At 74.0% G+C, this 25,056-nt stretch carries 22 protein-coding genes; 7 read left to right on the forward strand and 15 right to left on the reverse strand.

Annotation, left to right across the window (positions count from 1 at the left end; all coding sequences use genetic code 11):
- Positions 1 to 31: 31 nt before the first annotated feature.
- The 5 genes from hflX to miaA all read right to left on the reverse strand — a co-directional run bounded on the left by hflX (position 32) and on the right by miaA (position 6,700).
- The gene (gene hflX, locus ACFXDE_RS33600; RefSeq protein ID WP_380498302.1) at positions 32 to 1,534 is read right to left on the reverse strand and encodes a GTPase HflX; all 1,503 of its coding nucleotides are present in this window, start codon (positions 1,532 to 1,534) and stop codon (positions 32 to 34) included.
- Positions 1,531 to 3,870, reverse strand: coding sequence for a RelA/SpoT family protein (locus ACFXDE_RS33605; protein ID WP_380498303.1), 2,340 nt, complete (start codon positions 3,868 to 3,870; stop codon positions 1,531 to 1,533). Before ACFXDE_RS33605 ends, hflX begins: the two co-directional genes overlap by 4 nt.
- Before the next feature lie 165 nt (positions 3,871 to 4,035).
- Positions 4,036 to 4,944, reverse strand: coding sequence for a diaminopimelate epimerase (gene dapF, locus ACFXDE_RS33610; protein ID WP_380498304.1), 909 nt, complete (start codon positions 4,942 to 4,944; stop codon positions 4,036 to 4,038).
- Positions 4,945 to 5,013: 69 nt separating this feature from the next.
- On the reverse strand, positions 5,014 to 5,523 hold the full coding sequence (locus ACFXDE_RS33615; protein ID WP_359964880.1) for a hypothetical protein: 510 nt from the start codon (positions 5,521 to 5,523) through the stop codon (positions 5,014 to 5,016).
- A gap of 226 nt (positions 5,524 to 5,749) precedes the next feature.
- Positions 5,750 to 6,700, reverse strand: a complete 951-nt coding sequence (gene miaA, locus ACFXDE_RS33620) for a tRNA (adenosine(37)-N6)-dimethylallyltransferase MiaA (RefSeq protein ID WP_380498305.1) — start codon at positions 6,698 to 6,700, stop codon at positions 5,750 to 5,752.
- A gap of 167 nt (positions 6,701 to 6,867) precedes the next feature.
- Here miaA and ACFXDE_RS33625 point away from each other — a divergent pair, with 167 nt between their 5' ends.
- Positions 6,868 to 7,128 (forward strand): antitoxin, encoded by a 261-nt coding sequence (locus tag ACFXDE_RS33625; RefSeq protein WP_380448751.1) that lies wholly within the window; start codon positions 6,868 to 6,870, stop codon positions 7,126 to 7,128.
- An 18-nt stretch (positions 7,129 to 7,146) separates the two neighbouring features.
- Here ACFXDE_RS33625 and ACFXDE_RS33630 read toward each other — a convergent pair whose 3' ends face one another.
- Positions 7,147 to 7,845 carry a hypothetical protein gene (locus tag ACFXDE_RS33630; protein ID WP_380448749.1) on the reverse strand — a complete coding sequence of 233 codons (699 nt, stop codon included), beginning with the start codon at positions 7,843 to 7,845 and terminating at the stop codon, positions 7,147 to 7,149.
- Positions 7,846 to 7,993: 148 nt separating this feature from the next.
- Entirely contained in the window at positions 7,994 to 9,529 is a 1,536-nt protein-coding gene (miaB, locus tag ACFXDE_RS33635; RefSeq protein ID WP_380498306.1) for a tRNA (N6-isopentenyl adenosine(37)-C2)-methylthiotransferase MiaB, read from the reverse strand.
- A 94-nt stretch (positions 9,530 to 9,623) separates the two neighbouring features.
- Here miaB and ACFXDE_RS33640 point away from each other — a divergent pair, with 94 nt between their 5' ends.
- The gene (locus ACFXDE_RS33640; protein ID WP_380445402.1) at positions 9,624 to 10,643 is read left to right on the forward strand and encodes a TAXI family TRAP transporter solute-binding subunit; all 1,020 of its coding nucleotides are present in this window, start codon (positions 9,624 to 9,626) and stop codon (positions 10,641 to 10,643) included.
- A 31-nt stretch (positions 10,644 to 10,674) separates the two neighbouring features.
- Here the strand turns inward: ACFXDE_RS33640 and ACFXDE_RS33645 are convergent, their stop codons facing one another.
- Together ACFXDE_RS33645 and ACFXDE_RS33650 are read right to left on the reverse strand one after the other, a co-directional pair.
- Positions 10,675 to 12,102, reverse strand: coding sequence for a sensor histidine kinase (locus ACFXDE_RS33645; protein ID WP_380445401.1), 1,428 nt, complete (start codon positions 12,100 to 12,102; stop codon positions 10,675 to 10,677).
- A gap of 6 nt (positions 12,103 to 12,108) precedes the next feature.
- Positions 12,109 to 12,861: a response regulator transcription factor gene (locus ACFXDE_RS33650; RefSeq protein ID WP_380445400.1), complete on the reverse strand. Its 753-nt coding sequence runs from the start codon at positions 12,859 to 12,861 to the stop codon at positions 12,109 to 12,111.
- A gap of 422 nt (positions 12,862 to 13,283) precedes the next feature.
- On the opposite strand from ACFXDE_RS33650, the gene ACFXDE_RS33655 reads away from it, so the two are divergent.
- The 5 genes from ACFXDE_RS33655 to ACFXDE_RS33675 all read left to right on the forward strand — a co-directional run bounded on the left by ACFXDE_RS33655 (position 13,284) and on the right by ACFXDE_RS33675 (position 18,484).
- Positions 13,284 to 14,039: an amino acid ABC transporter ATP-binding protein gene (locus ACFXDE_RS33655; protein WP_380445399.1), complete on the forward strand. Its 756-nt coding sequence runs from the start codon at positions 13,284 to 13,286 to the stop codon at positions 14,037 to 14,039.
- A gap of 121 nt (positions 14,040 to 14,160) precedes the next feature.
- The gene (locus tag ACFXDE_RS33660; protein WP_380498307.1) at positions 14,161 to 15,060 is read left to right on the forward strand and encodes a glutamate ABC transporter substrate-binding protein; all 900 of its coding nucleotides are present in this window, start codon (positions 14,161 to 14,163) and stop codon (positions 15,058 to 15,060) included.
- A gap of 45 nt (positions 15,061 to 15,105) precedes the next feature.
- Complete coding sequence (locus tag ACFXDE_RS33665) at positions 15,106 to 15,756, forward strand: amino acid ABC transporter permease (protein WP_380445397.1); 651 nt, start codon at positions 15,106 to 15,108, stop codon at positions 15,754 to 15,756.
- On the forward strand, positions 15,753 to 16,604 hold the full coding sequence (locus tag ACFXDE_RS33670; RefSeq protein ID WP_380445396.1) for an amino acid ABC transporter permease: 852 nt from the start codon (positions 15,753 to 15,755) through the stop codon (positions 16,602 to 16,604). Before ACFXDE_RS33665 ends, ACFXDE_RS33670 begins: the two co-directional genes overlap by 4 nt.
- Before the next feature lie 140 nt (positions 16,605 to 16,744).
- Positions 16,745 to 18,484: an FAD-dependent monooxygenase gene (locus ACFXDE_RS33675; RefSeq protein ID WP_380498308.1), complete on the forward strand. Its 1,740-nt coding sequence runs from the start codon at positions 16,745 to 16,747 to the stop codon at positions 18,482 to 18,484.
- Between the two features lie 370 nt (positions 18,485 to 18,854).
- Here ACFXDE_RS33675 and ACFXDE_RS33680 read toward each other — a convergent pair whose 3' ends face one another.
- The 6 genes from ACFXDE_RS33680 to ACFXDE_RS33705 form a co-directional block, all read right to left on the reverse strand.
- Complete coding sequence (locus tag ACFXDE_RS33680) at positions 18,855 to 19,871, reverse strand: RecX family transcriptional regulator (protein WP_380498309.1); 1,017 nt, start codon at positions 19,869 to 19,871, stop codon at positions 18,855 to 18,857.
- Positions 19,872 to 19,878: 7 nt separating this feature from the next.
- A complete protein-coding gene (gene recA / locus ACFXDE_RS33685; protein WP_380498310.1) occupies positions 19,879 to 20,997 on the reverse strand; it encodes a recombinase RecA in 1,119 nt (372 codons plus the stop codon).
- A gap of 260 nt (positions 20,998 to 21,257) precedes the next feature.
- Positions 21,258 to 22,493 (reverse strand): AI-2E family transporter, encoded by a 1,236-nt coding sequence (locus ACFXDE_RS33690; RefSeq protein WP_380498311.1) that lies wholly within the window; start codon positions 22,491 to 22,493, stop codon positions 21,258 to 21,260.
- Between the two features lie 81 nt (positions 22,494 to 22,574).
- The gene (locus ACFXDE_RS33695; protein ID WP_359964912.1) at positions 22,575 to 22,769 is read right to left on the reverse strand and encodes a DUF3046 domain-containing protein; all 195 of its coding nucleotides are present in this window, start codon (positions 22,767 to 22,769) and stop codon (positions 22,575 to 22,577) included.
- Positions 22,770 to 22,812: 43 nt separating this feature from the next.
- A complete protein-coding gene (locus tag ACFXDE_RS33700; RefSeq protein WP_380498312.1) occupies positions 22,813 to 23,367 on the reverse strand; it encodes a GNAT family N-acetyltransferase in 555 nt (184 codons plus the stop codon).
- Positions 23,368 to 23,450: 83 nt separating this feature from the next.
- Entirely contained in the window at positions 23,451 to 25,028 is a 1,578-nt protein-coding gene (locus ACFXDE_RS33705) for a S8 family serine peptidase (protein ID WP_380498313.1), read from the reverse strand.
- Positions 25,029 to 25,056: the final 28 nt, after the last annotated feature.

Consider the following 25,056-nt stretch of genomic DNA (forward strand, 5'->3'; position numbering starts at 1 on the left):
CCGGGGGCCTTCGCACGTCACGAGGGGCCGGTCAGCCCCGCAGGGCCACCGCGAAGCGCTCCAGCTCCGCGGCCAGCTCGACCGGCACCTTGGCGTGCAGCAGCGTGCCCTCGCCGGTGTGCTCGGTGGAGAGCAGCTCGCCCTCCGCGTGCACCCGGGAGACCAGACCGCCCTGGGTGTAGGGCACCAGGGCCCGCACCTCGACGGCCGGGCGCGGCAGCTCGTCGTCGATGAGCTTCAGCAGCTCCTCGATGCCCGCGCCGCTGCGGGCCGACACCACGATGGCGTGCGGCTCGCGGCGCAGCAGGCGCTGCAGCACGTGCGGGTCGGCGGCGTCCGCCTTGTTGATCACCACGATCTCGGGGACGTTCTGCGCGTCCACCGAGACGATGACCTCGCGCACGGCGGCCAGCTGCGTCTCCGGCTCGGGGTGCGAACCGTCCACCACGTGCAGGATGAGGTCCGCGTCGGCGACCTCCTCCATGGTGGAGCGGAACGCCTCGACCAGGTGGTGCGGCAGGTGCCGGACGAAGCCGACGGTGTCGGCCAGCGTGTAGACCCGCCCGCTGGGCGTCTGCGCCCGGCGCACGGTCGGGTCCAGGGTGGCGAACAGCGAGTTCTCCACCAGGACGCCCGCCCCGGTGAGCCGGTTGAGCAGGGAGGACTTGCCGGCGTTGGTGTACCCGGCGATGGCCACCGACGGCACCTGGTTGCGCCTGCGCTCCTGGCGCTTGGTGTCGCGGCCCTTCTTCATGTCGGCGATCTCCTTGCGGAGCTTCGCCATCTTCTCGCGGATCCGGCGCCGGTCGGTCTCGATCTTGGTCTCACCGGGGCCACGGGTGGCCATGCCGCCGCCGGACGAGCCGGAGCCACCACCACCCATCTGCCGGGAGAGCGACTGGCCCCAGCCGCGCAGGCGCGGCAGCATGTACTGCATCTGCGCGAGCGAGACCTGCGCCTTGCCCTCGCGGGACTTGGCGTGCTGGGCGAAGATGTCGAGGATCAGGGCCGTCCGGTCGACGACCTTGACCTTGACCACGTCCTCCAGCTGGATCAGCTGGCCGGGGGTGAGCTCACCGTCGCAGACGACGGTGTCGGCGCCGGTGGAGGCGACGATGTCGCGCAGCTCCTTCGCCTTGCCGGAGCCGATGTAGGTCGCGGCGTCGGGCTTGTCACGGCGCTGGATCACACCGTCCAGGACCTCGGAGCCGGCGGTCTCGGCGAGGGCCGCGAGCTCGGCCATCGAGTTCTCCGCCTCCTCCAGCGTCCCGTCCGTCCAGACACCGACGAGCACCACGCGCTCCAGGCGGAGCTGGCGGTACTCGACCTCGGTGACGTCCTGGAGCTCGGTGGAGAGACCGGCGACGCGGCGCAGCGCGGCGCGCTCGCTGCGGTCGTACTGGTCTCCGTCGTAGTGCCGGCCGAGGTCCTCGTCGATGGCCGCGAGGTCCTCGTCCATGAGGGCTTCCGCTCGCAGACCGTCGAGGCGGCGCGGGGCGTCGGCGTGGTCGCGGGTGTCGAACGTGGAGGTCATTCTGTCCTTTGGTCGCTGGGTGGCTTCGGCGACGGCCCGTGGACGGTACCGGAGCTCTTCTGCCCGGTGAACGCCGTGGACCTGCCGCGCATTCCCCTCGATGCTCCCACGCCCGGCGCGGGCCGGTCACCCCCATTTCTTCCGGCCGTGCCGTCCTCGGGGGCGTGCGGGCGGCTGACGTCGTACACGCCGGAGACCCGGAGCATGGCCCGCATCAGGCCGGGCAGGGCGGCCGGGGCGGGCAGCTCGACGGTGTAGGTGTGCCGCACCCGCAGCTCCTGGGGCGGCTCGACCTCGGCCGAGACGATGCCGACGTCCTCGGCGGAGATCGCCGCGGTCAGGTCGGCGAGCAGCCGGGGCCGGTTCAGGGCCTCGGCCCGCACGGTGGCCCGGTAGCCGTCGGCCGGGGTGCCGTCGGCCCGCCAGCGGACCTCCAGCGTGCCGCGTCCGGCGGTCCGCATCCGCTCCCCCGCCGGACAGCCGGTGCGGTGCACGGCGACGGTACCGCCGCGGATCGGGTAGCCGGTCACCTCGTCCGGCGGCACCGGCGTGCAGCAGCGGGCCAGCCGTACCGGCGCCCCCGGCCGCCCGGCCACCGCGACCGGGGCGGCCCGGCGCTCGGCGGTGCGGTGCGCGGGCGGGGCGGGCTGCCCGGCGGAGGGGCCGGTGCGGACCGCCGGCAGCCGGGCCGGGTGGTCGGCCAGCCAGCGCTCGATGGCGAGGCGGGCAGCCGGGGTGCGGGCGTGGGCGAGCCACTCGGGCGCGGGCCCGGAGGGCTCGGCGGCGCGCGGCCCGGCCCCGGCGGGCACGGTCTCGGTGAGCACGGCGAGCAGGTCGCCGTCCTGGAGGACGGTGGACAGCGCGGTGAGCCGGCCGTTGACCCGCACGCCGATGCACCGGTGCCCGGTGTCCTCGCCGAGCAGGTAGGCGGCGTCCACGCAGGTGGCGCCGGCCCGCAGCTGAAGCGTTTCGCCGCACTCCGTCACGACCGTGATCTCCCGGTCGCCGGCCAGGTCGGCGGTGAGCGCCGACCAGAACGCGTCCGGGTCGGGCGTCTCCTGCTGCCACTCCAGCAGCCGGCTGAGCCAGCCGGGCCTGGCCGGGTCGGTGCGGTCGAGCTCGTCGGCGTCCTGGACGGCGGCGGCGGGCTCCGGGTCGCCGAGGGCGACCACCCCGGTCTCGGCCACCTCGTGCATCCGCCGCGTGCGCACCAGCACCTCGACCACCGCGCCGCCCTCCAGCGCGACCGCGGTGTGCAGCGACTGGTACAGGTTGAACTTGGGGGCGGCGACGAAGTCCTTGAACTCGCCGGGCAGCGGCGTCCAGCAGGTGTGCAGCTCGCCGAGCACGGCGTAGCAGTCGGCGTTCTCCTCGACGACCACCAGCAGCCGGCCGAAGTCGGCCGGCTGCGGCCCCTGCGGCCGCCCGTCCGCCCCGGGCGCGGCGGCCCGCTTGAGCAGCACCCGGTGCAGCGAGACGCAGTGCCGCGGCCGGACGGTGACCTCGGCGGCGACCCCGGTCTCGGCCAGCTGCCGGGCCAGCAGCCGCGCGAAGGGCTCCAGCAGGGTGTCCGGCTCGCCCTCGTGACCGGCCATCAGGGTGCGGGTGCGGGTGTGCTCCTCGGGGTGCAGGGTGGCGAAGACGATGTCCTCCAGCTCCGCCTTGAGCACCTGGATGCCGAGCCGCTCGGCCAGCGGGATCAGCACGTCCCGGGTGACCTTGGCGATCCGCACCTGGCTGGCCGGCTTCATGTGCCGGATGGTGCGCATGTTGTGCAGCCGGTCGGCGAGCTTGATCACCATCACCCGGACGTCGTCCCCGGTGGCGACCAGCATCTTGCGGAAGGTCTCGGCCTCGGCCGCGGCGCCGAAGTCGACCTTCTCCAGTTTCGTCACCCCGTCGACCAGGTAGGCGACTTCGGGCCCGAACCCGGCGCTGACCTGATCCAGCGTCAACTCGGTGTCCTCCACCGTGTCGTGGAGCAGCGAGGCGACCAACGTCGTGGTCCCGGCGCCGAGTTGGGCCAGGATCATGGTGACGGCCAGCGGGTGGGTGATGTACGGCTCGCCGCTCTTGCGCTTCTGCCCGCGGTGGCTGGCCTCGGCCAGCCGGTAGGCGCGCGCGAGCAGTCCGAGGTCGGCCTGCGGATGGTGCCCGCGGTGGGCCCGGACGAGCGGTTCGAGCGCGTCCGGCACCGGCTGGCGGCCGGTGGCCAGCAGGGCGGCCCGCCCGGCGCGGCCGAGCGCGGCCCGGCCGAGGCCGCCCAGGGGCCGCAGGACCCCGGCCTGCCGCGTGCTGGTCGGCGGCCCGAGCGGTTGTCCGGCTTCGATGGTCATGGCACCTCCGGCGACGGTCACCGGCGGCCGCCCCGACGAGGGGCGCCGACCCGGTGATCCATGCTACCGAGCACAGCACGTTGCGCGATGCCTCGCTTCCCCTCTGCGACCGGTATCACTCGATCGGGGGGATTCGTCACCGTACGAAATGGGCAAACCGGGCCCTCAGCCGGTCAGTGCCGCCCACCACCGGGGGTCGATCTCGCCGGCCGCCACGATCACCGCGGCGCCGGTCATCTGCACCAGGCCGTCGGGGTGCTCGGTGATCGTCAGCCGCCCGCCGGGCAGGTCCACCGCGTAGGTCGCCGCCTCGCCGGTGACCGCCGGGTCGAGGCCGTCGCGCCGGATCGAGGCCACCGCGACGGCGCACGCGCCGGTGCCGCAGGACAGCGTCTCGCCGGAGCCGCGCTCGTGCACCCGCATGGCGACGTGCCGCGGCCCGCGGCCCACCACGAACTCGACGTTGACGCCCTCGGGGTAGGCGCCCTCGGGGCTGGTGAGCGGCGGGCGCAGCAGGTCGCCCGCGTGGTCGAGGCTCTCGACGAAGGCGACGGCGTGCGGGTTGCCCATGTTGACGTTCAGCGCGGGCCAGCGCCGCTCGCCGACGACGACCTCGATGCCGTCCGGCCCGGGCAGCCTCGCGCGGCCCATGTCGATGGTGATCTCGCCGGCCGTGCCGTCCTCGGCGTCCTCGGCGACCCACGCGGTCAGTACCCCGGCCCGGGTGGCCACGGAGATCTCGCCGGGCTCGGCGTGGCCGGCCTCGACCAGGTAGCGGGCGAAGACCCGCAGGCCGTTGCCGCACATCTCGGCGATGCTGCCGTCGGAGTTGCGGTAGTCCATGAACCACTCGGCCCGGTCGGCGAGGTCCGCGGCGGCCGGTTCGGCGGCGGAGCGCACCACGCGCAGCAGGCCGTCGCCGCCGATGCCCGCCCGCCGGTCGCACAGCGCCGCGACGGCCTGCGGGCCGATCGCCAGCCGGCCGTCGGGGTCGGGGACGATGACGAAGTCGTTCTGGGTGCCGTGCCCCTTGAGGAAGGGGATGCCGGCCGGCTGCGAAGAGGATGCGCTCACCCTCCCGATGGTACTGAGGAGGGCGGGAAGCCGGTCGGGGCGGGCAGCCCGTCGGGTTGGTGCTCGGCCCTAGCGGAGGTGGGCGACCCGCCAGACGGCGAGGGCGCAGGCGGCGAGCGCGATCAGGGTGTAGACGACGATCGCCTTCCACCCGGCCCGCTTCCCGGAGCCCCGGCGCGGCAGGCCCGGCCACTTGTACCCGGCGTGCCGGGCGGCCATCGCACCCCAGCCGACCGAGGCCGCGGTGAGCAGCAGGCCGAGCATCCCGACCATGGTCGCCCGCGCCCCGGCGGAGCCGAAGGCGAGCGGGAAGCTGAACATCAGCGAGCCGAGGGTGCCGAGCAGCGCGATCGGCAGCGTCTGCCACCACCGCAGCCGGCGCCGCGGGCGGATCTCCCGCTCGTGCACCGCGCCGGCCGGGCCGCTGGTGTCCAGCGTGGGCAGCGCGACGGCGTAGGAGGTGGGCGCGTCCAGGCCGGTCAGCACGGGGAGGTCACCCATCGTCGACTCGTCGAACTCGTCGGCCGGTGCGGTGACGCTCCCGCTCTGGCCTGACTCGGGGCCGGTACCCGTCGACACACGGCCTCCCCTGACAGTTCGACACGAGCGGACTCGCGGCCGGTACGGCCGGCCCGCCCGGGCCGACCCTTATGACACCGATGATGGCATGTCCAGAGGTGCGTTCCGGGCCTCTCCGGGGTCGGCGGGTGATCCGTGGCCATCACGTGATCGGGCCGTAACCCCCGGTTGGTCCTGCACGGCCACGTGCTCGCGCAGCTGCACCGCCGAAGTGGCCGGATCCCGCCTACGCGGCCGATGCGCGCTGACGCCCGATCAGCTCAAGGGAACGTTCCAGCAGCTCGACCGGGTCGGTGCCGGCCGGGCGGGAGAGCCAGTGGATCCGGTCGTCCCGGCGGAACCAGGACTCCTGGCGGCGGGCGAAGCGCCTGGTGGCCCGCACGGTTTCGGCCTTCGCCTCGTCCTCGGTGCAATCGCCGGCGAAGTGGTCGAGCACCTGCTGGTACCCGAGCGCCCGGGAGGCGGTCCTGCCCTCCCGCAGCCCGGCCCGTTCGAGCGCGCGCACCTCGTCGAGCAGCCCGGCCTCCCACATCCGGTCGACGCGCAGGGCGATCCGCTCGTCCAGCTCGGGGCGCGGCACCGCGACGCCGATCTGCACGGCGTCGTAGACGGCGGTGTTGCTCGGCAGGTTGGCGGTGAACGGCTGCCCGGTGATCTCGATGACCTCCAGCGCGCGGACGATCCGCCGCCCGTTGCCGATCAGGATCGCCTCGGCCGCCGCCGGGTCGAGCCCGGCCAGCCGCCGGTGCAGCGCGTACGGGCCGGCCTCGGCGAGCTCCGCCTCCAGCCGGGCGCGGACGGCCGGGTCGGTGCCGGGGAACTCCATCTCGTCGATCGCCGCCCGGACGTACAGCCCGGAGCCGCCGACCAGCACCGCGGCCCGCCCGGCGGCGAGCAGCCGGTCGATCTCGGCGCGGGCCAGCCGCTGGTACTCGGCGACGCTGGCGGCCTCGGTGACGTCCCAGACGTCCATCAGGTGGTGCGGGATCCCGCCCCGCTCGTCCGTCGTGAGCTTGGCGGTGCCGATGTCCATGCCCCGGTAGAGCTGCATCGAGTCGGTGTTGATGATCTCGCCGCCGAGGCTGCGGGCGACGGCCACGGCGAGGTCGGACTTGCCGGCGGCGGTCGCCCCGACGATCGACACGACGGGGGGCTGGACGGTGCGGGAGCTGCTCACCGCTCCAGTCTCGCAAAACCGCCGCGGGACCGGGCACCGGGCTGCCTCCCGCCCCCGATTGCGCGACGATATGACTGTTTCCGGCTGTTTCCTGGCCCTGGTCCGGTTTGCGAACGCTTTACCCCTCCCGGACGTTGGGCAGGAAACAGGGAGAGAAGGAGATCGCCATGGGCCTGATGGACAACCTCAAGGGCAAGGCCGAGGAGCTCAAGGAGCGCGCCAGCGAGCTCGCCGGCAAGCACCACGACCAGATCGACAGCATGGTGGACAAGGCCGGCGGCGCCATCGACAAGGCGACCAAGGGCAAGTACAGCGACAAGATCGAGCACGGTGCCAGCAAGGCCAAGGGCGCGGTCGACGACTTCGCCCACAAGCCGGAGCCCGGCGAGGAGGGCACCGGCGGCAACGGCCGGGCGCCGCACGCCTGAGCGCGGGTGCGGCGGTGATCAGCTCCAGGACGCCACGAAGTACCCGACGCCGTACGGCGCGTCCTGGTAGCCGAGCCGCGCGGTGAGGCCGGCGCCCTCGGCGGCGCCGGCCAGCACCTGCCAGGGCGCCCGGCCGTCGGCCTTCAGTTCGGCGGCCAGGGCGGCGTCCAGCGCGGCCAGGGCGGGGAGGTCGGCCGAGCCCAGGGCGGCGGCCAGCGCCGCGTCGTAGCCCTCGGCGCGCTCGTCCAGGTAGCCGGGCGCCTTCACCGTGCGGCAGGCGCTGCCGCCGCCGAGCACCAGCAGGGCGACGCGGTCGGCCAGCCCGGCCAGGCCCTGGCCCAGCCCGAGCATGCGGTCGGCGGGGGCGTCCTCGGGCACGGCGCAGGCGTGCGTCGGCAGGGTCACCCCGGCGCGCTCCAGCAGCCACGCCCCGACGGTCAGCGAGGGCGCGAGCTCCGGCCCCTCGACCCGGCCGCCCGGCAGCTTGGCCACCAGCGGCACCCCGTAGCGGCGGAAGGAGCCCGCCCCGCCCTCGGTCCACACCTCGGCCCCGGGACCGGCGCCGACCACCACGACCAGCTCCGGCCCGGCCGCGACCAGCGCCGCCAGTGCCTCGTCGCAGGCGGCCCGCAGCGCGTCCAGTTCGCTCGCCGCCCCGGCGGCGACCTCGGGGACGAGCAGCGGCGGACAGGGGCACACGGCGGCGGCTACCAGCATGTGGATCACTCTAGTGCCGTGGCCGGACAGGTCCGCCGTGTTGCGACGCCCGGCCACGGCACCAGCCGAGAAGCACGGCGGCCCGGCGGGACCCGAAGGTCCTGCCGGGCCGCCGGAGCGTCCTGCGCGGGGGCGGGCGGGGCGGGCGTCAGTCCCCGCAGCAGCCGCCCGCCGGGGCCGCGAGCGGCAGCGCCGCCGGGGCGCCGATGCTCGGCAGGCCGAGCATCACGCCAGCCGGCTTGGCGGCGGGCTTGGCCTGGCGCTTCTCCCACGCGTCGCCCGCGCGGGTGCGGCGCACGGCGAGGGCCGGGCCCTCGGCCAGCAGGTGGTGCGGGGCGGCGTAGGTGATCTCGACGGTCACCACGTCACCCGGGCGCACCGGCTCGGCGGGCCGCGTGCTGTGCTCGTCGTTCAACCCTCGAAGCCTCGGGTTGAAGTGCACGAGGCGGTTGTCGGGGGCGCGTCCGGAGAGGCGGTCGGTCTTGCCGTCCTTCTTGCCCTCGCCCTCGGCGACCAGGATCTCCAGCGTGCGGCCGACCTGCTTCTTGTTCTCGTCCCAGGAGATCTCCTCCTGGAGCGCGATGAGCCGGTCGTAGCGGGCCTGCACGACGGCCTTCGGCACCTGGTCCGCCATCTCCGCGGCCGGGGTGCCGGGGCGCTTGGAGTACTGGAAGGTGAACGCGTTGGTGAAGCGCGCCTCGCGGACGACGTGCATCGTCTCCTCGAAGTCCTCCTCGGTCTCGCCGGGGAAGCCCACGATGATGTCGGTGGAGATGGCCGCGTCCGGCATGGCCTCGCGGACCTTGCGGATGATCCCGAGGAAACGGTCCTGCCGGTAGGAGCGGCGCATCGCCTTGAGGACGCGGTCCGAGCCGGACTGCAGCGGCATGTGCAGCTGGTGCATCACGTTCGGCGTCTCGGCCATCGCGGCGATGACGTCGTCGGTGAAGTCGCGCGGGTGCGGGGAGGTGAAGCGGATCCGCTCCAGGCCCTCGACCTGGCCGGCGGCGCGCAGCAGCTTGGAGAAGGCCTCGCGGTCGCCCAGGTCGGAGCCGTAGGCGTTGACGTTCTGGCCGAGCAGGGTCACCTCGATGACGCCCTCGTCCACCAGCGCCTCGATCTCGGCGAGGACGTCGCCGGGGCGGCGGTCCTCCTCCTTGCCGCGCAGCGCGGGCACGATGCAGAAGGTGCAGGTGTTGTTGCAGCCGACCGAGATCGAGACCCAGGCGGCGTAGGCGGACTCGCGGCGGGTGGGCAGCGTGGAGGGGAAGGTCTCCAGCGACTCCAGGATCTCGACCTGGGCCTTCTTCTCGACCGCGGCCCGCTCCAGGAGCGCCGGCAGGTGGCCGATGTTGTGGGTGCCGAACACCACGTCGACCCAGGGGGCGCGCTGGACGATGGTGTCGCGGTCCTTCTGCGCCAGGCAGCCGCCGACGGCGATCTGCATGCCCTGGTTGCGGCCCTTGGCCGGCGCGAGCTGCCCGAGGTTGCCGTACAGCTTGTTGTCGGCGTTCTCGCGCACCGCGCAGGTGTTGAACACCACCAGGTCCGGGTCGCCCTCGGGCCCGGCCTTGACGTAGCCCGCCTCCTCCAGCAGCCCGGACAGGCGCTCGGAGTCGTGGACGTTCATCTGACAGCCGTGCGTGACGACCTTGTAGCTCTTCAATCCGCTCTCACCGCTCACCAGACCAGGGTACGGGCACGCGTGAAGGGCTTTTTCACGGACGGCGGCCCCGCGGCCCCTCCCGTTCTGCCGGGGCGCCTGGCACTATCCCTGCATGACCCCCACCGTTCCCTCACGTCCGGGCGCCGTGCTCCGCGCGGCCGCCCGAAGCCCGCTGTGGCGGACGGTCCTGGTACTGGCCCTGCTGCTGGCGGGACTCGGCGGGTGGTGGCTCTCGGCGGGCCGCTCGCCCGGCTACCCGCGCGGGGAGACGCACTTCGCGACGGGCGTGCAGCGCGGGGTCTACGACCGGTACGGGCAGCTGCTGCAGGCACACGTCGCCAAGTCGATGCCCGGGGTGCGGCTGGCACTGGACAACACCGACGGCTCGGTCGAGAACCTGAAGCGGGTGGCCGACGGCCGGGACCAGTTCGCCATAGCGACGGCCGACGCCGTCGCCGACTACCAGGGGCCCGGCAAGGACCGGCTGCGGGCGATCGCCCGGCTCTACGACGACTACCTCCAGCTGATCGTCCCGGCCTCCTCGCCGGTCCAGCGCACCGCCGACCTCAAGGGCCTGCGGGTGGGCGTGGGCCTGCCGCAGTCCGGGGTGAACCTGGTGACCAGGCGGCTGCTGACCGCCGCCGGCCTGGACCCGGACCGGGACATCAAGGGCGTGCCGGACGGGGTCGGCGACGCCGCCGACGACCTGCGCGAGGGCAGGGTGGACGCCTTCTTCTGGTCCGGCGGCCTGCCCACCAGCGCGCTGACCGACCTCTCCGACCACGTCCGGATCAGGATCGTCCCGCTGGCCGACCTGTCCGAGCAGCTCCACAAGGCCGAGGGCGGCGGCACCGACGCCTACCGGGCGGCCACCATGCCCAAGGGCACCTACCCGAACGCCGAGCCGCAGGACGCCGTCGCCACCGTGGCGGTGCCCAACCTGCTGATCACCCGGGATGACGTCGACCCCGGCCTGGTCCAGGGCATGACCGAGGCGGTGATCGACAGCCGCGACCAGATCGGCGCCCAGGTCCACGCCGCCCAGCTGGTCGACCTGCGCACCGCCGTGTACACCGACCCGCTCCCCCTCCACGAGGGCGCGATGCGCTACTACCGCTCGGTCAAGCCCTGACCCGGCGCGTCCGCGACCACTGCTTCCCCGACTACTGCTTCCCCGGGCGGGGCACGGCCAGGGTCACCGCGAGCCCGGTCGGCTTGACCGGGGCGAAGCCGAGCGAACCGCCGCCCGCCAGCAGCAGGGTGCGGGCGATCGACAGGCCGAGCCCGGAGCCGTCCACGTTCTGGTGCCGCGGGCTGCGCCAGAACCGGTCGCCCGCCCGGGAGACCTCCTCCTCGGTGAGGCCCGGCCCGGCGTCGCTGACCGTCACCGCGACCTCGTCGCGCCGCACCGCGACCCGCAGCCGCACCCGGCTGCCCTCCGGGGAGAACTTGAGCGCGTTGTCCAGGACCGCGTCCAACGCCGAGCCGAAGCCGATCGGGTCGGCCATGCCGAGCGCGAGCGCCGGGCCGTCCCAGCGCAGCTCGATGCCGCGCTGCACGGCCACCGTCCGCCAGGCGTCGACCCGGGCGAGGGTGAGCGCGGCGAGGTCGGTCGGCTCGGGTTCGGGGCGGGCGTGCTCGGCGGTGGCGAGGCCGAGCAGGTCGTCCAGCACCCGGGCCAGCCGGGCGCCCTCCTCGCGGACGACGCCCAGCTCCTCCTCGTGCCCCTCGGGCAGTTCCAGGCCGAGCACCTCGACCCGCAGCAGCAGCGCGGCCAGCGGGTTGCGCAGCTGGTGGGAGGCGTCCGCGACGAAGGCCTTCTGCTGGTCCAGGGCGAGCACGACGTGGTCGGCCATCTCGTTGAACGAGTGCGCCAGCCGCTGCAGTTCGGGCGGGCCGCCGCCGGGGGCGACCCGGGCGTTCATCCGGCCGGTGGCGATGTCGTGGGTGGCCCGGTCCAGGGTGCGCACCGGGCGCAGCACCCACTCGGTGAGCCGGACGGCGAGCAGCACGGCGACGATCATCGCGGCGGCCTCGCCGGCCCCGATCACCAGCCAGCTGTGCAGGATCCGGGTGCGCAGCGCCCCGGTCGGCGACTCGCTGAGCACCACGGCGACGACGTCGCCGTCGCGCACCACCGGGGCCGCGACGATGACCGTGCGGTCACCGGTCCACGGCCAGACCTGGGGCGGGTTGTGGCTGCGCCGCCCGTCCAGCGCCTCCTGGAAGGCCTGGGCGCCGGAGCCGCCGGAGGGCACCGTCCAGTTCTTCGGCGCGGCGGCGATCGGGACGCCGTCGCGCTGGAAGATGCCGAGGCGCACGCCGTACAGGTCGTAGTAGCGGGCGACCTCGGCGTCGATCGCGTTGCGCCGGCTGAGGTCGCCGGGGGCGGGCCCCGGGTCGCCCTTGCGCGCCGCGTCCGAGGTGCCGGAGGTGGGCAGGTCCTGGGCGAAGCGGGCGGCGTCGTCGAGCCGGTCGACGACCACCTTGGTCTGCTGGGCCGCCGCGACCGCCGCCGCGAGCGGCAGCCCGAGGGCGGCCAGGACGCAGACCATCAGGGCGAGCAGGATGCCGAGCAGGCGATTGCGCACGTACGGTCAGTGCTCCGCGCCGGCCGGGGGCGCGTCCGGGGCGGCCGCCGGGCACTCGGGGATCAGCCGGTAGCCGACGCCGCGCACGGCCTCGACCAGGCCGGGCAGCGCGAGCTTGTTGCGCAGCGAGCCGATGTGGACCTCCAGCGTGCGGCCGTTGCCCTCCCAGCCGCTGCGCCACACCTCGCTGAAGATCTGCTCGCGGCGGTAGACCACGCCGGGGCTCTGGGCGAGCAGCGCGAGCAGGTCGAACTCCTTGCGGGTGAGCGGCACGTCGCGGCCGTCCACGCTGACCCGGCGGCGCTCCCGGTCGATCCGTATGCCGCGGGACTCCAGCGGACCGCGCTGCTGCGGGACGGCGTCGGGCGCGGCCGGCGAGGCGGCGGAGGGCGCGGCGCCGCGGCGGGCGACGGCGTGGATGCGGGCGAGCAGTTCGCCCATGTCGTACGGCTTGGTGACGTAGTCGTCGGCGCCGAGGTTGAGGCCGTGGATCCGGGAGCGGATGTCGGCCCGGGCGGTGACCATGATCACCGGGACGCCGCTGCCGGCCCGGATCCGGCTGCACACCTCGAAGCCGTCGCGGTCGGGCAGCCCGAGGTCGAGCAGCACCACCCGGTACGGCTCGTTGCCGTCCGGCACCAGCGCGTCCAGGGCCTCGTGCCCGCTGCGGGCGTGCCGGACCTGGAACCCGTGCCGTCCCAGCACCGCGACCAGCGCGGCGGCCACGCGTTCGTCGTCCTCGACGAGCAGTAGTCGCATGTCTCCTCCTTCCCCGTTCCCCGACGTCTCCAGGGGCCCCGGGGACTCCCCCGGGCGGTGATCACCGGGGCCGCTCGGTCGGTCCCGGTCCTGCGCAGTATGGGCCAGCGGGCCGCCGGACGCCAGGTTCGGCCGCGCGGCGGGGCCCCGCGGGACGCACCGCGCGGGCGCCGTCCACGTCAACCGTGCCCCGATCGCGGCCGGACGAACAGCTTGCGAGCGCCGTGTGGCCGTTTCGTGATGCTCAAGTTCCGCTCAGATCGGCTGACGAGGCATCGTCACGGCTCCTATGGTCGGCCCACCGGGGGCTGCGGCTCCGCCGGCTGCGGCCCCCGGATTTCGTACCACCATTGCAGCCCAAGGGAGTTCAGACTTCGCGCGGGCCGAACGAGAGAGCAGGCGCGATGACCGGGAATCCGATCATGGACTCGAAGTCCGCAGCCGCTCCGCTGGTCGTGCTGGACGGCGTGAACAAGCACTACGGCGCCCTCCACGTGCTCCAGGGCATCGACCTGCGGATCACCCAGGGCGAGGTCGTGGTGCTGATCGGGCCCTCCGGATCGGGCAAGTCCACGCTCTGCCGGACGATCAACCGGCTGGAGACCATCGACTCCGGCACCATCACCATCGACGGCCGCCCGCTGCCCGCCGAGGGCAAGGAGCTGGCCCGGCTGCGCGCCGAGGTCGGCATGGTGTTCCAGAGCTTCAACCTGTTCGCCCACAAGACCGTGCTGGAGAACGTGGTCATGGGCCAGGTCAAGGTGCGCAAGGTGGCGCGCCCGCAGGCCGAGAAGACGGCCCGGGAGCTGCTGGAGCGCGTCGGCGTCGGCGCGCAGGCGGACAAGTACCCGGCCCAGCTGTCCGGCGGCCAGCAGCAGCGCGTGGCGATCGCCCGCGCGCTGGCCATGAAGCCGAAGGTGATGCTCTTCGACGAGCCCACCTCGGCCCTCGACCCGGAGATGGTCAACGAGGTGCTGGAGGTCATGCGCCAGCTGGCCGCCGACGGCATGACGATGGTCGTGGTCACCCACGAGATGGGCTTCGCCCGCTCCGCCGCGAACCGGGTGCTGTTCATGGCCGACGGCAAGATCGTCGAGCAGAACACGCCGGACGCCTTCTTCACCGCGCCGCGCTCCGAGCGCGCCAAGGACTTCCTCTCCAAGATCCTGCACCACTGACGCTCAGCCTCCCCCGGAAGGCCGGCCCGCCAACGGCGCCGGCCGGCCCGCCCCTGCGCACAACTTCCAGACGCCAGAGCCCGGTTGACCCCGTGGCCCAGCCCCCAGGAGAACAACCCTCATGAGGACTCGTCGCACCCTCGCCGTCGCGCTCTGTGCCGTCGCGCTCACCGCCACCGCCGCGTGCGGCAAGGACGGCTCGCCCGACGCCGCCGCCACCCCCAGCGGCGCCCCCGCGCTGCCGACCTACACGGTCAAGACCGACGTCAAGATCGACTCGGCGGTGCTCGCCGAGGCCCACAAGCGCGGCCAGCTGATCATCGGCGCCAAGGCCGACCAGCCGTTCCTCGGCTGGGAGGACGTCGCCAGCGGCGACCGCAGCGGCTTCGACATCGAGATCGCCAAGATGGTCGCCGCCGACCTCGGCTTCACCCCGCAGCAGATCAAGTGGCAGACCCTCGTCTCCTCGCAGCGCGAGCCCGCCATCGCCAAGGGCCAGATCGACTTCTACGTCGGCACCTACAGCATCAACGACGAGCGCAAGAAGTCGGTCTCCTTCGCCGGCCCGTACTACATCGCCGGCCAGGACCTGCTGGTGAAGGCCGACAACAAGGACATCACCGGCAAGGACGCGGTCACGGGCAAGAACGTCTGCACCGCCACCGGCTCGACGTCCATCAAGAACATCCAGCAGTACAACCCGAAGATCACGCAGTTCGACACCTACTCGGCCTGCGTCGAGAAGCTGCTGTCCGGCGAGGTCGACGCCGTCACCACCGACGACGCGATCCTCAAGGGCTACGCCTCCAAGTACAGCCCCAAGCTCAAGGTGGTCGGCCAGCCGTTCACCCAGGAGAAGTACGGCGTCGGCCTCAACAAGGACGACGCGGCCCTGCGCAACGCCATCAACGACTCCATCAAGGCGCACCAGGACAACGGCGACTGGAAGAAGGCGTACGACGCGACCCTCGGCCTCTCCGGCTCCGCGGCGCCCACCCCGCCGGCGCTCGAGCGCTACTGACCCACCCGCCCGATTCCTTACCGCTCCTGAGAGGAGGGCCGCCGGATGGGTTTCCTGTTCGAGGACGGCAACTTCACGCTGTTCCGCGACGGCTTCCTGCAGACGATCGAGCTGAGCGCCCTCAGCGCGCTGCTCGCCCTGCTGCTGGGCACCCTGCTGGCGGCCTTCCGGGTCTCCCCGGTCCCGGTGCTGCGCGCCTTCGGCACCGGCTGGGTGACGATCTTCCGCAACACCCCGCTGACCCTGCTGTTCTTCGCCGTCGAGTTCGGACTGCCCGCGCTCGACGTGCACTTCGAGCACCTCACCTTCGCGACGCTGGCGCTCGGCGGGTACACCGCCTCGTTCGTCTGCGAGGTGCTGCGCTCGGGCATCAACACCGTGCCGCTCGGCCAGGCCGAGGCCGCCCGCAGCCTCGGCATGACCTTCGGCCAGACGCTCACCCTGGTCGTCCTGCCGCAGGCCGCCCGGACCGTGCTGGCCCCGATGAGCAGCGTGTTCATCGCCCTGCCGAGGAACTCGGCGATCGCCGGCGCGTTCAGCGTCGGCGAGCTGTACAGCGCGCAGCAGACCTTCTCCGAGCGCGGCTACTCGATCTTCTCGATCTTCTTCTGGGTGGCCTGCGCCTACCTGGTGATCAGCGCCGTGATCGCCACCCTGTTCCGCATCCTGGAGTCCCGACTGGCGGTGGCCCGATGAACAGCCCCTTCACCCGCGGCTCGACCGCCAGCGTCCTGTACGACGCCCCCGGTCCGAAGGCCCGCACGCGGTACCGGCTGTTCGGCGTGCTGGCGTTCGTCGCGATCGCCGGCCTGCTCTGGTACGCCGTCACGGCGCTGTCCGACAGCGGCCAGTTCGACGCCGGGCTCTGGGACGTCTTCCAGTACAACACCATCCAGCAGCGGATCCTGGACGGCCTGCTCTCCACCCTGGAGGCCTTCGGCCTGGCGGCGCTGTTCTCGCTCACCCTCGGCTCGCTGCTCGCCGCCGGGCGGCTGTCCGACCACAAGCCGGTGCGCTGGGTGTGCACCGCGATCGTCCAGTTCTTCCGGGCGATGCCGCTGCTGATCCTCATCGTCGCGCTCTACTACGCGTTCTTCGCCAAGGACCCGATGTGGGCGCTGGTGCTCGGCCTCACCCTCTACAACGGCGCGGTCCAGGCCGAGATCATCCGCAGCGGCGTCAACGCCGTCCCCCGGGGCCAGTCCGAGGCGGCGTACGCCCTCGGGATGCGCAAGACCCAGGTGATGGCCGGCATCCTGGTGCCGCAGGCGGTCCGCTCGATGCTGCCGACGATGATCGGCCAGCTGGTCGTCACCCTGAAGGACACCTCGCTCGGCTTCGTCATCACCTACCACGAGCTGCTGTTCGTCGGTAAGGCGATCGCGAGCCAGCCGATGAACGCCGCGGGCTTCCCCTACATCCCGGTGGTCCTGGTGATCGGTCCGATCTACGTCGCGATGTGCCTGTTGCTCACCGCGCTCGCCCGGTGGATCGAAGCACGCGGCCGTCGCGGCGCGAACCGGCGCACTTCGGCTGCTGCTTGACGGACACGCAGGTGAACTGTTGCATTGCTCTTCGTGACACCTCCCGGGAGCTTCCGCGCGGCATATGACGCCAGCCTGACGGCCTGCCCATGCCCGGCCTTCCGGGCCCGAACGGTCCACCCCCGCCCGGAGGGCCCGGCATGGACCCGGTGATCGTGGTCGGGGCCGGACCGGTCGGTCTGGCCCTGGCCCTCGCGCTCGCCCGGCACGAGGTGCCGACCGTCGTCCTGGACGAGGGCTCCGGGCTCTGCCCCGAGGGCCCGCGCAGCGTCGTCCTCGGGGCCGACTCCACCGCCTTCCTCACCCGGATCGGCTACCCCCGGGCCGTCTCCGACTCCGCCCTCTGGGACTCCTTCGCCATCTGGCGGCGCCGTCAGGAGGTGCTGCGGATCGACCTCACCGACTCGCCCGCCTTCCACCTGCCGCAGCACCGCCTCCAGCGCGGCCTGCGCGACGCCCTCACCGGCACCCCGCTGGTCAGACTCGTCCCGCTCAGCCGCGTCACCGAGCTCGTCCAGGACCGCGACGGCGTCAGCGTCCGCACCCACGGCACCCAGGACGGCTCCAGCACCTGGTGGCGCGGCAGCCACCTGGTCGGCTGCGACGGCGCGCGCTCCACGATCCGCAAGCTCCTGAAGATCCGCTTCCCCGGCCGCCCGGCCGTCGACCGCAACGCCATCGCCACCGTCCGGGTCGACCTGCCCTTCGACGGCGCCCGGCTGCACCGCGAGCCGCCGTGGCGCGGCGACCGCGAGGCCTCCGCCCGCCCCCTGCCGGACGGCGTCTGGCGGCTCGACTGGCGCCTGCCGCCCGGCCGCCCGGCCGCCACCGAGCAGGTCGACCCGCACGCCACCTGGCCCGGCGTCGTCACCGGCGACACCCTGCTCAACCGCGTCACCGCGAGCCTCACCGGCTGGTGCGGCGAACTCCCCCGCTTCGAGCTGCTCGCCGCCGCCGACCACACCGCCCAGCAGCGCCTCGCCGCCCGCTTCCGCAGCGGCCGCTGCTTCCTCGCCGGCGACGCCGCCCACCTGCACGGCGCCCTCGGCATGCAGAACCTCGCCGACGGGCTGCGCGACGCCGACAACCTCGCCTGGCGGCTCGCCCTCGCCTGGCACCTCCACTCCGGCGGCCCCCAGCCCGGCGGCTCCCTCCTGGACGGCTACGAGGCCGAGCGCCGCGGCGCCGTCGGCGCCCGGCTGCGCGCCGTCGACCAGTCCATGCCGCTGCTGCGCCCGCTGCGCGGCTGGCAGCAGACCCGGCGCTCGCTGCTCGTCGGTGGCTTCCGCAAGCACGCGCCGCTGCTCGCCGACGGCCAGCTCGGCACCGGCCGCTTCGGCGGCGCGCCCGCCTACCCGGCGGCGCCCTCGGGCGTCCCCGGCCGGGTGCCGGTCCAGCGCGGCGCGCGCACCACCACCTCGCTCAGCGAGCTGCTGCCCGCCACCGCCCCCGGCGTGCTCGTGCCCGACCTCCCGGTGCTCTCCGCCGACGGCAGCCCCGACCACCTCCACGCCCGGCTCGGCTCCACCTTCCTGCTGCTGCTCGTGGCCCCCGGCACCGCCGTCTGGTCCGCCGAGCACTGGCTGGGCGCTGGGCTGATGCCCCGGCTCGCCGAGGTCGCGAACGCCCTGCCCGTCCCGGCCGAGGTACTCGTCGCCGAGGAGTACCCGGACGCCGGCCCGCACACCGTGCTGCTGATCCGGCCGGACGGGCACCTCGTCGGCGTCACCCAGGGCGCCGCCGCCGAGGACCTGCTGGCGCTCGCCGACCGGGCCCGGGGCGGCCCGGCACCGCTCACCGGCGCGGCCGAGCCCGAACCCGAGCCGGCCCCGGAGGCCGTCCCCGAGCGGCTCGACCCCTCTGCCGCGCCACCTCGGTGACCCGGCTCTCCCGGACCACCGTCACCCGGATCCGCCCCAGGTGGGACAGCTCCTGGGACACCCGCCGGGCGACCTCCCGGGCGATCAGCCCGGCCCCGAGGTCGTCCACCGCCTCCGGCCGCACCATGACGCGCACCTCGCGCCCGGCTTGCACGTTCCGCCGCTACGAGACCCGGTAGCGCAACGCCCCCGGGGTGCGCACGAGTTCGGGGTGCTCAGGCCGCCCCGGACGGCCGACAGCACGTCCTCGCCGGCCCGCACGCAGCCCTGCTCGATCTCCTCGCGGCTGCACCGGCACCCGTCCCCCTCGGTCACCACGTCCGGTGCGCGTCCTCCGGTTCGATGCGGTGCGCCGGGCCGCCTCGGCAGCTCAGTCGTCGGCTTCCGCGTCCTCTTCCTCGATGGCCGCGCGCACCACTCGGAAGGCCAGCCCCTCGGAGTAGCCGCGCCGGGCCAGCACGCCGACCAGCCGCCGCATCCGGGCCTGCGGCTCCAGCCCGCGGGTGCTGCGGAGCTTGCGGTCGACGAGGGCCCGGGCGGCCTCCGTCTCGTCGTCATGGTCGAGCTGGGCCACGGCCTGCTCGACCAGGTCGGCGGCCACGCCCTTGGTCCGCAGCTCCTGGGCGAGCGCCCGCCGCGACAGGCCCCGGACGGCGTGCCGGGACTCCACCCAGGCCGCGGCGAAGGCCGCGTCGTCGATCAGCCCGACCTCTTCGAGCCGGGTGAGCACCTGGTCGGCGACGTCCTCCGGGATCTCCCGCTTGCGCAGGGCGTCGGCGAGCTGCTTGCGGCTCTTGGCGGTGCCGGTGAGCAGCCGCAGGCAGATGTCGCGGGCGCGGCTCTCGGGATCGGCGTGCTCCTCGGCCCGGGCCCGCTTCGGCTCGCGCGGCCGGGCCTGCTCGGCGTCCGGCTCGGTGCGTCGGCGCCCAGCCGACCGGCCACCCGACCGTGCGCTCGTCCGCCCCCGCGGGGCGGAGGCGGCCGCACCCCCGTGACCGGCCGCCTCCCGGTAGTCCGCCGGTTCCGCGCGGTCTGCGGGCTCCCCGTACCCGTCGGTGTCCTCGGCCAGCGCCGAGCGACGGCGCCGACGGCCGGTGGGCAGCTCGGAGGCGGAGACCAGCCCGAGCCCGTCGGACAGCCCCTCCGCCGGACCCGGTCCGGGCGCCGCGCCGCGCACCGCCCGGACCGGCGCCCGGTCGAACTCCGGCTCAGCGCCGGATGCCCCTCGCGCCGCCGAACGCGGCTCCCGACGGCGCCGCGGCCGGACCGGGCCGGTCGCCGACGGCTCCGGACCCGGCTCCTCCGCCACGGCGGCGAACCAGTCCGGCGGCCCGTGGTCGTCGTCCGGCGACGCCGGGCCAGCGCCGCCCACCTCGTCGTGCTGCATCAACGGCTCAGGCCTTGGCGGCCGCCGCCGTCTTCTTCGCCGCGGCCGTCTTGGCGGCGGTCGCGGTGATCGGCTTGGCGGCGCCGTCCGCGGCGGCGGTGTCGGCCGCGCCCTCGGCGGGCTCCTCGACCTTCGGGCCGATGCCGAGCTTGCCCTTGATCTTCCGCTCGATCTCGTCGGCGAGCTGCGGGTTGTCCCGCAGGAAGTTGCGGGCGTTCTCCTTGCCCTGGCCGAGCTGGTCGCCCTCGTAGGTGTACCAGGCGCCCGACTTGCGGATGAAGCCGTGCTCGACGCCCATGTCGATCAGGCCGCCCTCGCGGCTGATGCCGACGCCGTAGAGGATGTCGAACTCGGCCTGCTTGAACGGCGCGGCGACCTTGTTCTTGACTACCTTGACACGGGTGCGGTTGCCCACCGCCTCGGTGCCGTCCTTCAGGGTCTCGATCCGGCGGATGTCGAGGCGGACGGAGGCGTAGAACTTCAGCGCGCGGCCACCGGTCGTGGTCTCCGGCGAGCCGAACATGACGCCGATCTTCTCGCGGAGCTGGTTGATGAACACGGCGGTGGTGTTCGACTGGTTCAGCGCACCGGCGATCTTGCGCAGCGCCTGGCTCATCAGACGGGCCTGCAGACCGACGTGCGAGTCGCCCATCTCGCCCTCGATCTCGGCGCGCGGGACGAGCGCGGCGACCGAGTCGATGATCACCAGGTCGATCGCGCCGGAGCGGATCAGCATGTCGGTGATCTCCAGGGCCTGCTCACCGGTGTCCGGCTGGCTGACCAGCAGGGCGTCGGTGTCCACGCCGAGCTTCTTGGCGTAATCCGGGTCGAGCGCGTGCTCCGCGTCGACGAACGCGACCGTGCCGCCGGCCCGCTGGGCGTTGGCCGCCAGGTGCAGCGTCAGGGTGGTCTTTCCGGAGGACTCGGGGCCGTAGATCTCGACCACCCGGCCCCGGGGGATGCCACCGACCCCGAGGGCGACGTCCAGGGCGGTGGACCCGGTGGAGATCACGTCGATCGGCTCGTTGGCCTTCTCGCCGAGGCGCATCACCGAGCCCTTGCCGAACTGTCGCTCGATCTGGGCGAGTGCGGTCTCTAGGGCCTTCTCGCGGTCCGTACCTGCCATGGCCTTTTCCTTCGGGTTCTGTGCTGTGCGCTTCATCGTCCTCGACGCTAGCGCGTCCCACTGACAAACGAGCCCGACCGGGCTCCGCCTGTGGAAAACTCCTCGCCGGAGAGTACAAAGAACATCTGTTCGATTCAAGCGTCGCACGCCACCGGGGGCGCGCACCGAACCCCGCCCGCCCCCTCCCGGCGCGACCGGAACGGATTCGACCCCATTCGATTCCGTTCGATTCCACGGGGCTCCGGGCGGGCCGGTCCGGCTCAGCCCGCCTCGTCCGACCCGCCACCGACCATCCGCCGCAGCCGGCGCGCCGCCTCCCGGCGCAGCTCGCGCCGGGCCCGCCGCTGCTCGCCGCGGTCGATCCGCGGGTCGGTCGCCACCTCGTAGCGCCGCACGTACGTCCCGACGAAACCCTGCAGCGTGGCCGCCGCCGGGATGGCGATCAGCGCGCCGACCGCCCCCAGCAACGCCGCGCCCGCGATCACCGCCCCGAACGCCACCGCCGGGTGCACGTCCACCGTCCTCGCGGTGATCCTCGGGTGCAGCAGGTAGTTCTCGACCTGCTGGTACACCACCGTGAACACCAGCACCCACAGCGCGTCCACCGGTTCCACGGTGAGCGCCACCAGCACCGGCAGCGCGCCCGCGAGGTACGTCCCGATGGTCGGCACGAACTGCGACATGACGCCGACCCAGATCGCCAGCGCGGCCGCGTACGGCAGGTCCAGCAGCGCGAACATCACCCAGTGCCCGGCCGCCGACACCACCGCGAGCAGCGCGCGCGAGTACAGGTACCCGCCGGTCTTGGCGAGCGCGATCTCCCAGGCCCGCAGCACCTCGCCCTGCTTGGCGGGCGGCAGCAGCGAGCAGACCGTCCGCCGGACCCTCGGGCCCTCGGCGGTGAAGTAGAAGGTGAACAGTCCGACCGTGAAGGCCTGGAAGAGGCCGCCGATCACGGTGGAGGACAGGCCCCAGACGTTGTCGGCGGCCTGCTGGGCGTAACCCTCGATCGTGCCGGAGTCCTTGAGCAGCTTCTTCTGCAACTCGCCCAGCGAGACGTCCTGGTGGAACGTCCCGTTGAACCACGTGATCAGGTTGTCGACCAGGTGCGGCAGGTCCCCCGCGATCTTCGCGACCTGGTCCACCAGCAGCGTGCCGAGCGCCGCCAGGAACCCGAGGACGGCGACCGCGACCGCGACGAACACCAGGAACGTCCCGACGCCCCGACGCACCCCGCGGGCGGCCATCCGGTCGACGGCCGGCTCCAGCGCGAGCGACAGGAAGAAGGCCACCAGGAGCATCACGAAGAGGTCGATGAGCTGGCGGAACGCCCAGTCCGCGAGCTGGAACAGGCCGAGCAGGACGAACGCGAGCACCATCGCCCTGGGCAGCCAGCGCGGCATCCCGCCGCCCCAGAGCCCGCCGCCCCCGTCCGCCGCCTTGGCCGACGTCTCGGCCGGCCTGTCCGAATTCTGGTGTTCTGTGTCACTTGTCACCGGGACAGTCTGTCCCATCGGCCCGGCGGCGGAGGCCGGTTCGGCGACATCCGGCCGTCGTCCGGGGGACGGCGGAGCCGCTCAGCGGAGCAGCGCGGAGACCCCCTGGGTCTCGCAGACCGCCCGCCAGACGTCCTTGGCCTCCCAGCCCGCGTCCAGCGCCTGCCGGACCGTCCGACCGCCGAGCTCGCTCATCACGTGGTCGGAGGCGAAGGACTCCGCGTACGTCTCCCCGAAGTGCTCGTACATCCGTCGCCAGAACTCCGTCAGCCTCATGCCGTCCAGTATCCCGGACCGGCCGCCGGAGCCCCCGGGCGCGTCAGCCCCGCCACCGCGCCCGCTCCAGGGCGTACTCGACCTCGCCGTGCTCGCTGCCGGGGATGGCCTCCGGGTGGTCCTCGTGGAAGGTCCGGACGTACGAGAGGCCGCTCTTCTCCATCACCCGCCGGGAGCCCGCGTTGACCGTCATCGTGTACGCCACCACCCGCTCCACGCCGAGTCCGGTGAAACCGCGGCGGACCAGCGCCCGCGCGCCCTCGGTCGCGTACCCGCGCCCCCAAGCGGCCCGGCGCAGCCGGTACCCGAGCTCGACCTCGCCGCGCTCGCCCGCCACCGTCGGCCGGAACTCGAACCAGCCCAGGAAGGCCCCGCCCGCCCGCTCCTCCGCGGCCCACCAGCCCAGGTCCCCGTAGCGCTCGTAGTGCGCGAGGTAGAGCGGCAGCAGCTCGTCCTCCACGACCTCCCGCGGCGTCGGCCGGCCTCCGGTGAGGTGGCGCATCACCTCGGGATCGCCGTCCAGCTCGACCAGGTGGTCCGTGTCCGCGGCGGTGAAGCGGCGCAGCACGAGCCGTTCGGTGGCGAGGAATGCGGTCATGCCCCGATCCTCGCCCGCCTGCGCTCGTCCGTCACCCGCTTTTCCGGGCCGCGACGGGCGTCGCCCGGTCCGCGGGAGGAGCGCTACCGCGGCAGCGCCAGCAACCCCGCGCCGAAGTACTGCCGGTCCCCGCACGCGTACGGCCCCGGCGGGCAGGCGGCCGCGGCCGTGGTGGCCAGCAGGGCGGCGAGTCCGGCCGAGCCGTAGTCCGGGTGGAGCGCGGCGGCCACCGCGACCGCGCCCGTCACGTGCGCGGCCGCCATCGAGGTGCCGGCCAGCGCCGCGTACTGCCCGCCGGGCCAGTCGGAGACGATCGCGCCCTGCGGCCCGCCGTCCGGGTCCCCGCCGGGCGCGGCCAGCGAGACCCTGCCGCGCCCGTAGTTGGAGTACGCGGAGGGGCGGCCGTCCCGGTTGACGGCGGTGACGGTGACGACGCCGGGCAGCTCGCCGGGCAGCCTGATGCACTCGGTGCCCAGGTGGCGGGACTGCGCCGGGCCGGAGACCCGGTCGTTCGGACTGCGCTCGTCCGTCCTGGCCGCGCCGAGGTCCTGCCCGTCGTTGCCCGCCGAGGCGACGACGACGGCGCCCTTGCGCTGGGCGTAGGCCGCGGCCCGGCCGACGGCGGCGATCAGCGCGGCCTGGTCGCGGTCCTCCGGGCAGTTGTACTTCCACGGGTCGGCGAAGTAGCTGTTGTTGATCGCCCTGGCGCCGTGGTCGGCGGCCCACAGCATGCCGCAGACGATGTTCTCCGCGTAGTACTGGCCCAGCGGCCCGAGCAGCCGGACGGCGGCGATCCGCACGCCCGGCGCGACCCCGGTGACGCCCCGGCCGTCCCGGACGGCGCCGACGATCCCGGCGACGTGGGTGCCGTGCCCGCTCTCGCCGACCCCGGGGTCGGGCCGCCAGGAGCCGGTGCGCGGGTCGGGGCGCCCGTCGGCGCACGAGGCGGAGGCCTTGGGGTCGACGGCGGTCCTGAGGTCGGGGTGGGTGTCGTCGACGCCGGAGTCGAGCACCGCGACGAGCACCTTGTGCAGTGCTTCCGGCGCCGGCCCGGCGGGCCCGGCCGGCGCGGCGGTCGCGTCGCCGCCCCCGGCGCCGGGGGCGCCGAGCATGGTGAGGTTCCAGCCGTCGTGCTCGGCGGGGTCGGGCACCGTGAGGGTGGTGTCCTCCTGCCGCTCGGACAGTTCCGCGGTGTCGGTCCCGCCGGAGCGCTCCGCCCCGCCCGACCGGTCCGCGCTGCTGCGCCCGGCGCGTTCGGTGCCGGCCGCGAAGTCCCCGGCGCCGTCCAGCGGGCGCGGCGGGCCGACCACCGGCGCGGTGCGGGTGGCCCCGACGGCGGCGATCCCGGGCCTGGCCCGCACCTCGTCCGCGAAGCCGCCGGGGGCGTACGCCAGTACGGCCCCGATCTGCGGGTACTCCTGGACGACCTGCCCGCCCGCCGCGCGGGCCTCGGCCCCGGCCAGGGCCGCGCCGGCGGCGTCGTCCCGTCCGGCCAGCACCAGGTAGCTGAGGTAGACCCGGCCGCTGCCGGACACGTACGGCACGGCGCCGCCGACCACGAGCGCGGTGAGCAGCATCGCCAGCAGGACCCGGACGGGCCCGCGGGCCCCGCGGCGGGGGGCGCGGACGGGACCTGTTCCGGACGGGTTCACCTGCGCCATCGCACGGTCTCCGCTCGTCGGTCCCGCG

The sequence above is a fragment of the Kitasatospora sp. NPDC059408 genome (assembly GCF_042751525.1).
In the GTDB taxonomy this organism is placed as follows: Bacteria; Actinomycetota; Actinomycetes; order Streptomycetales; family Streptomycetaceae; genus Kitasatospora.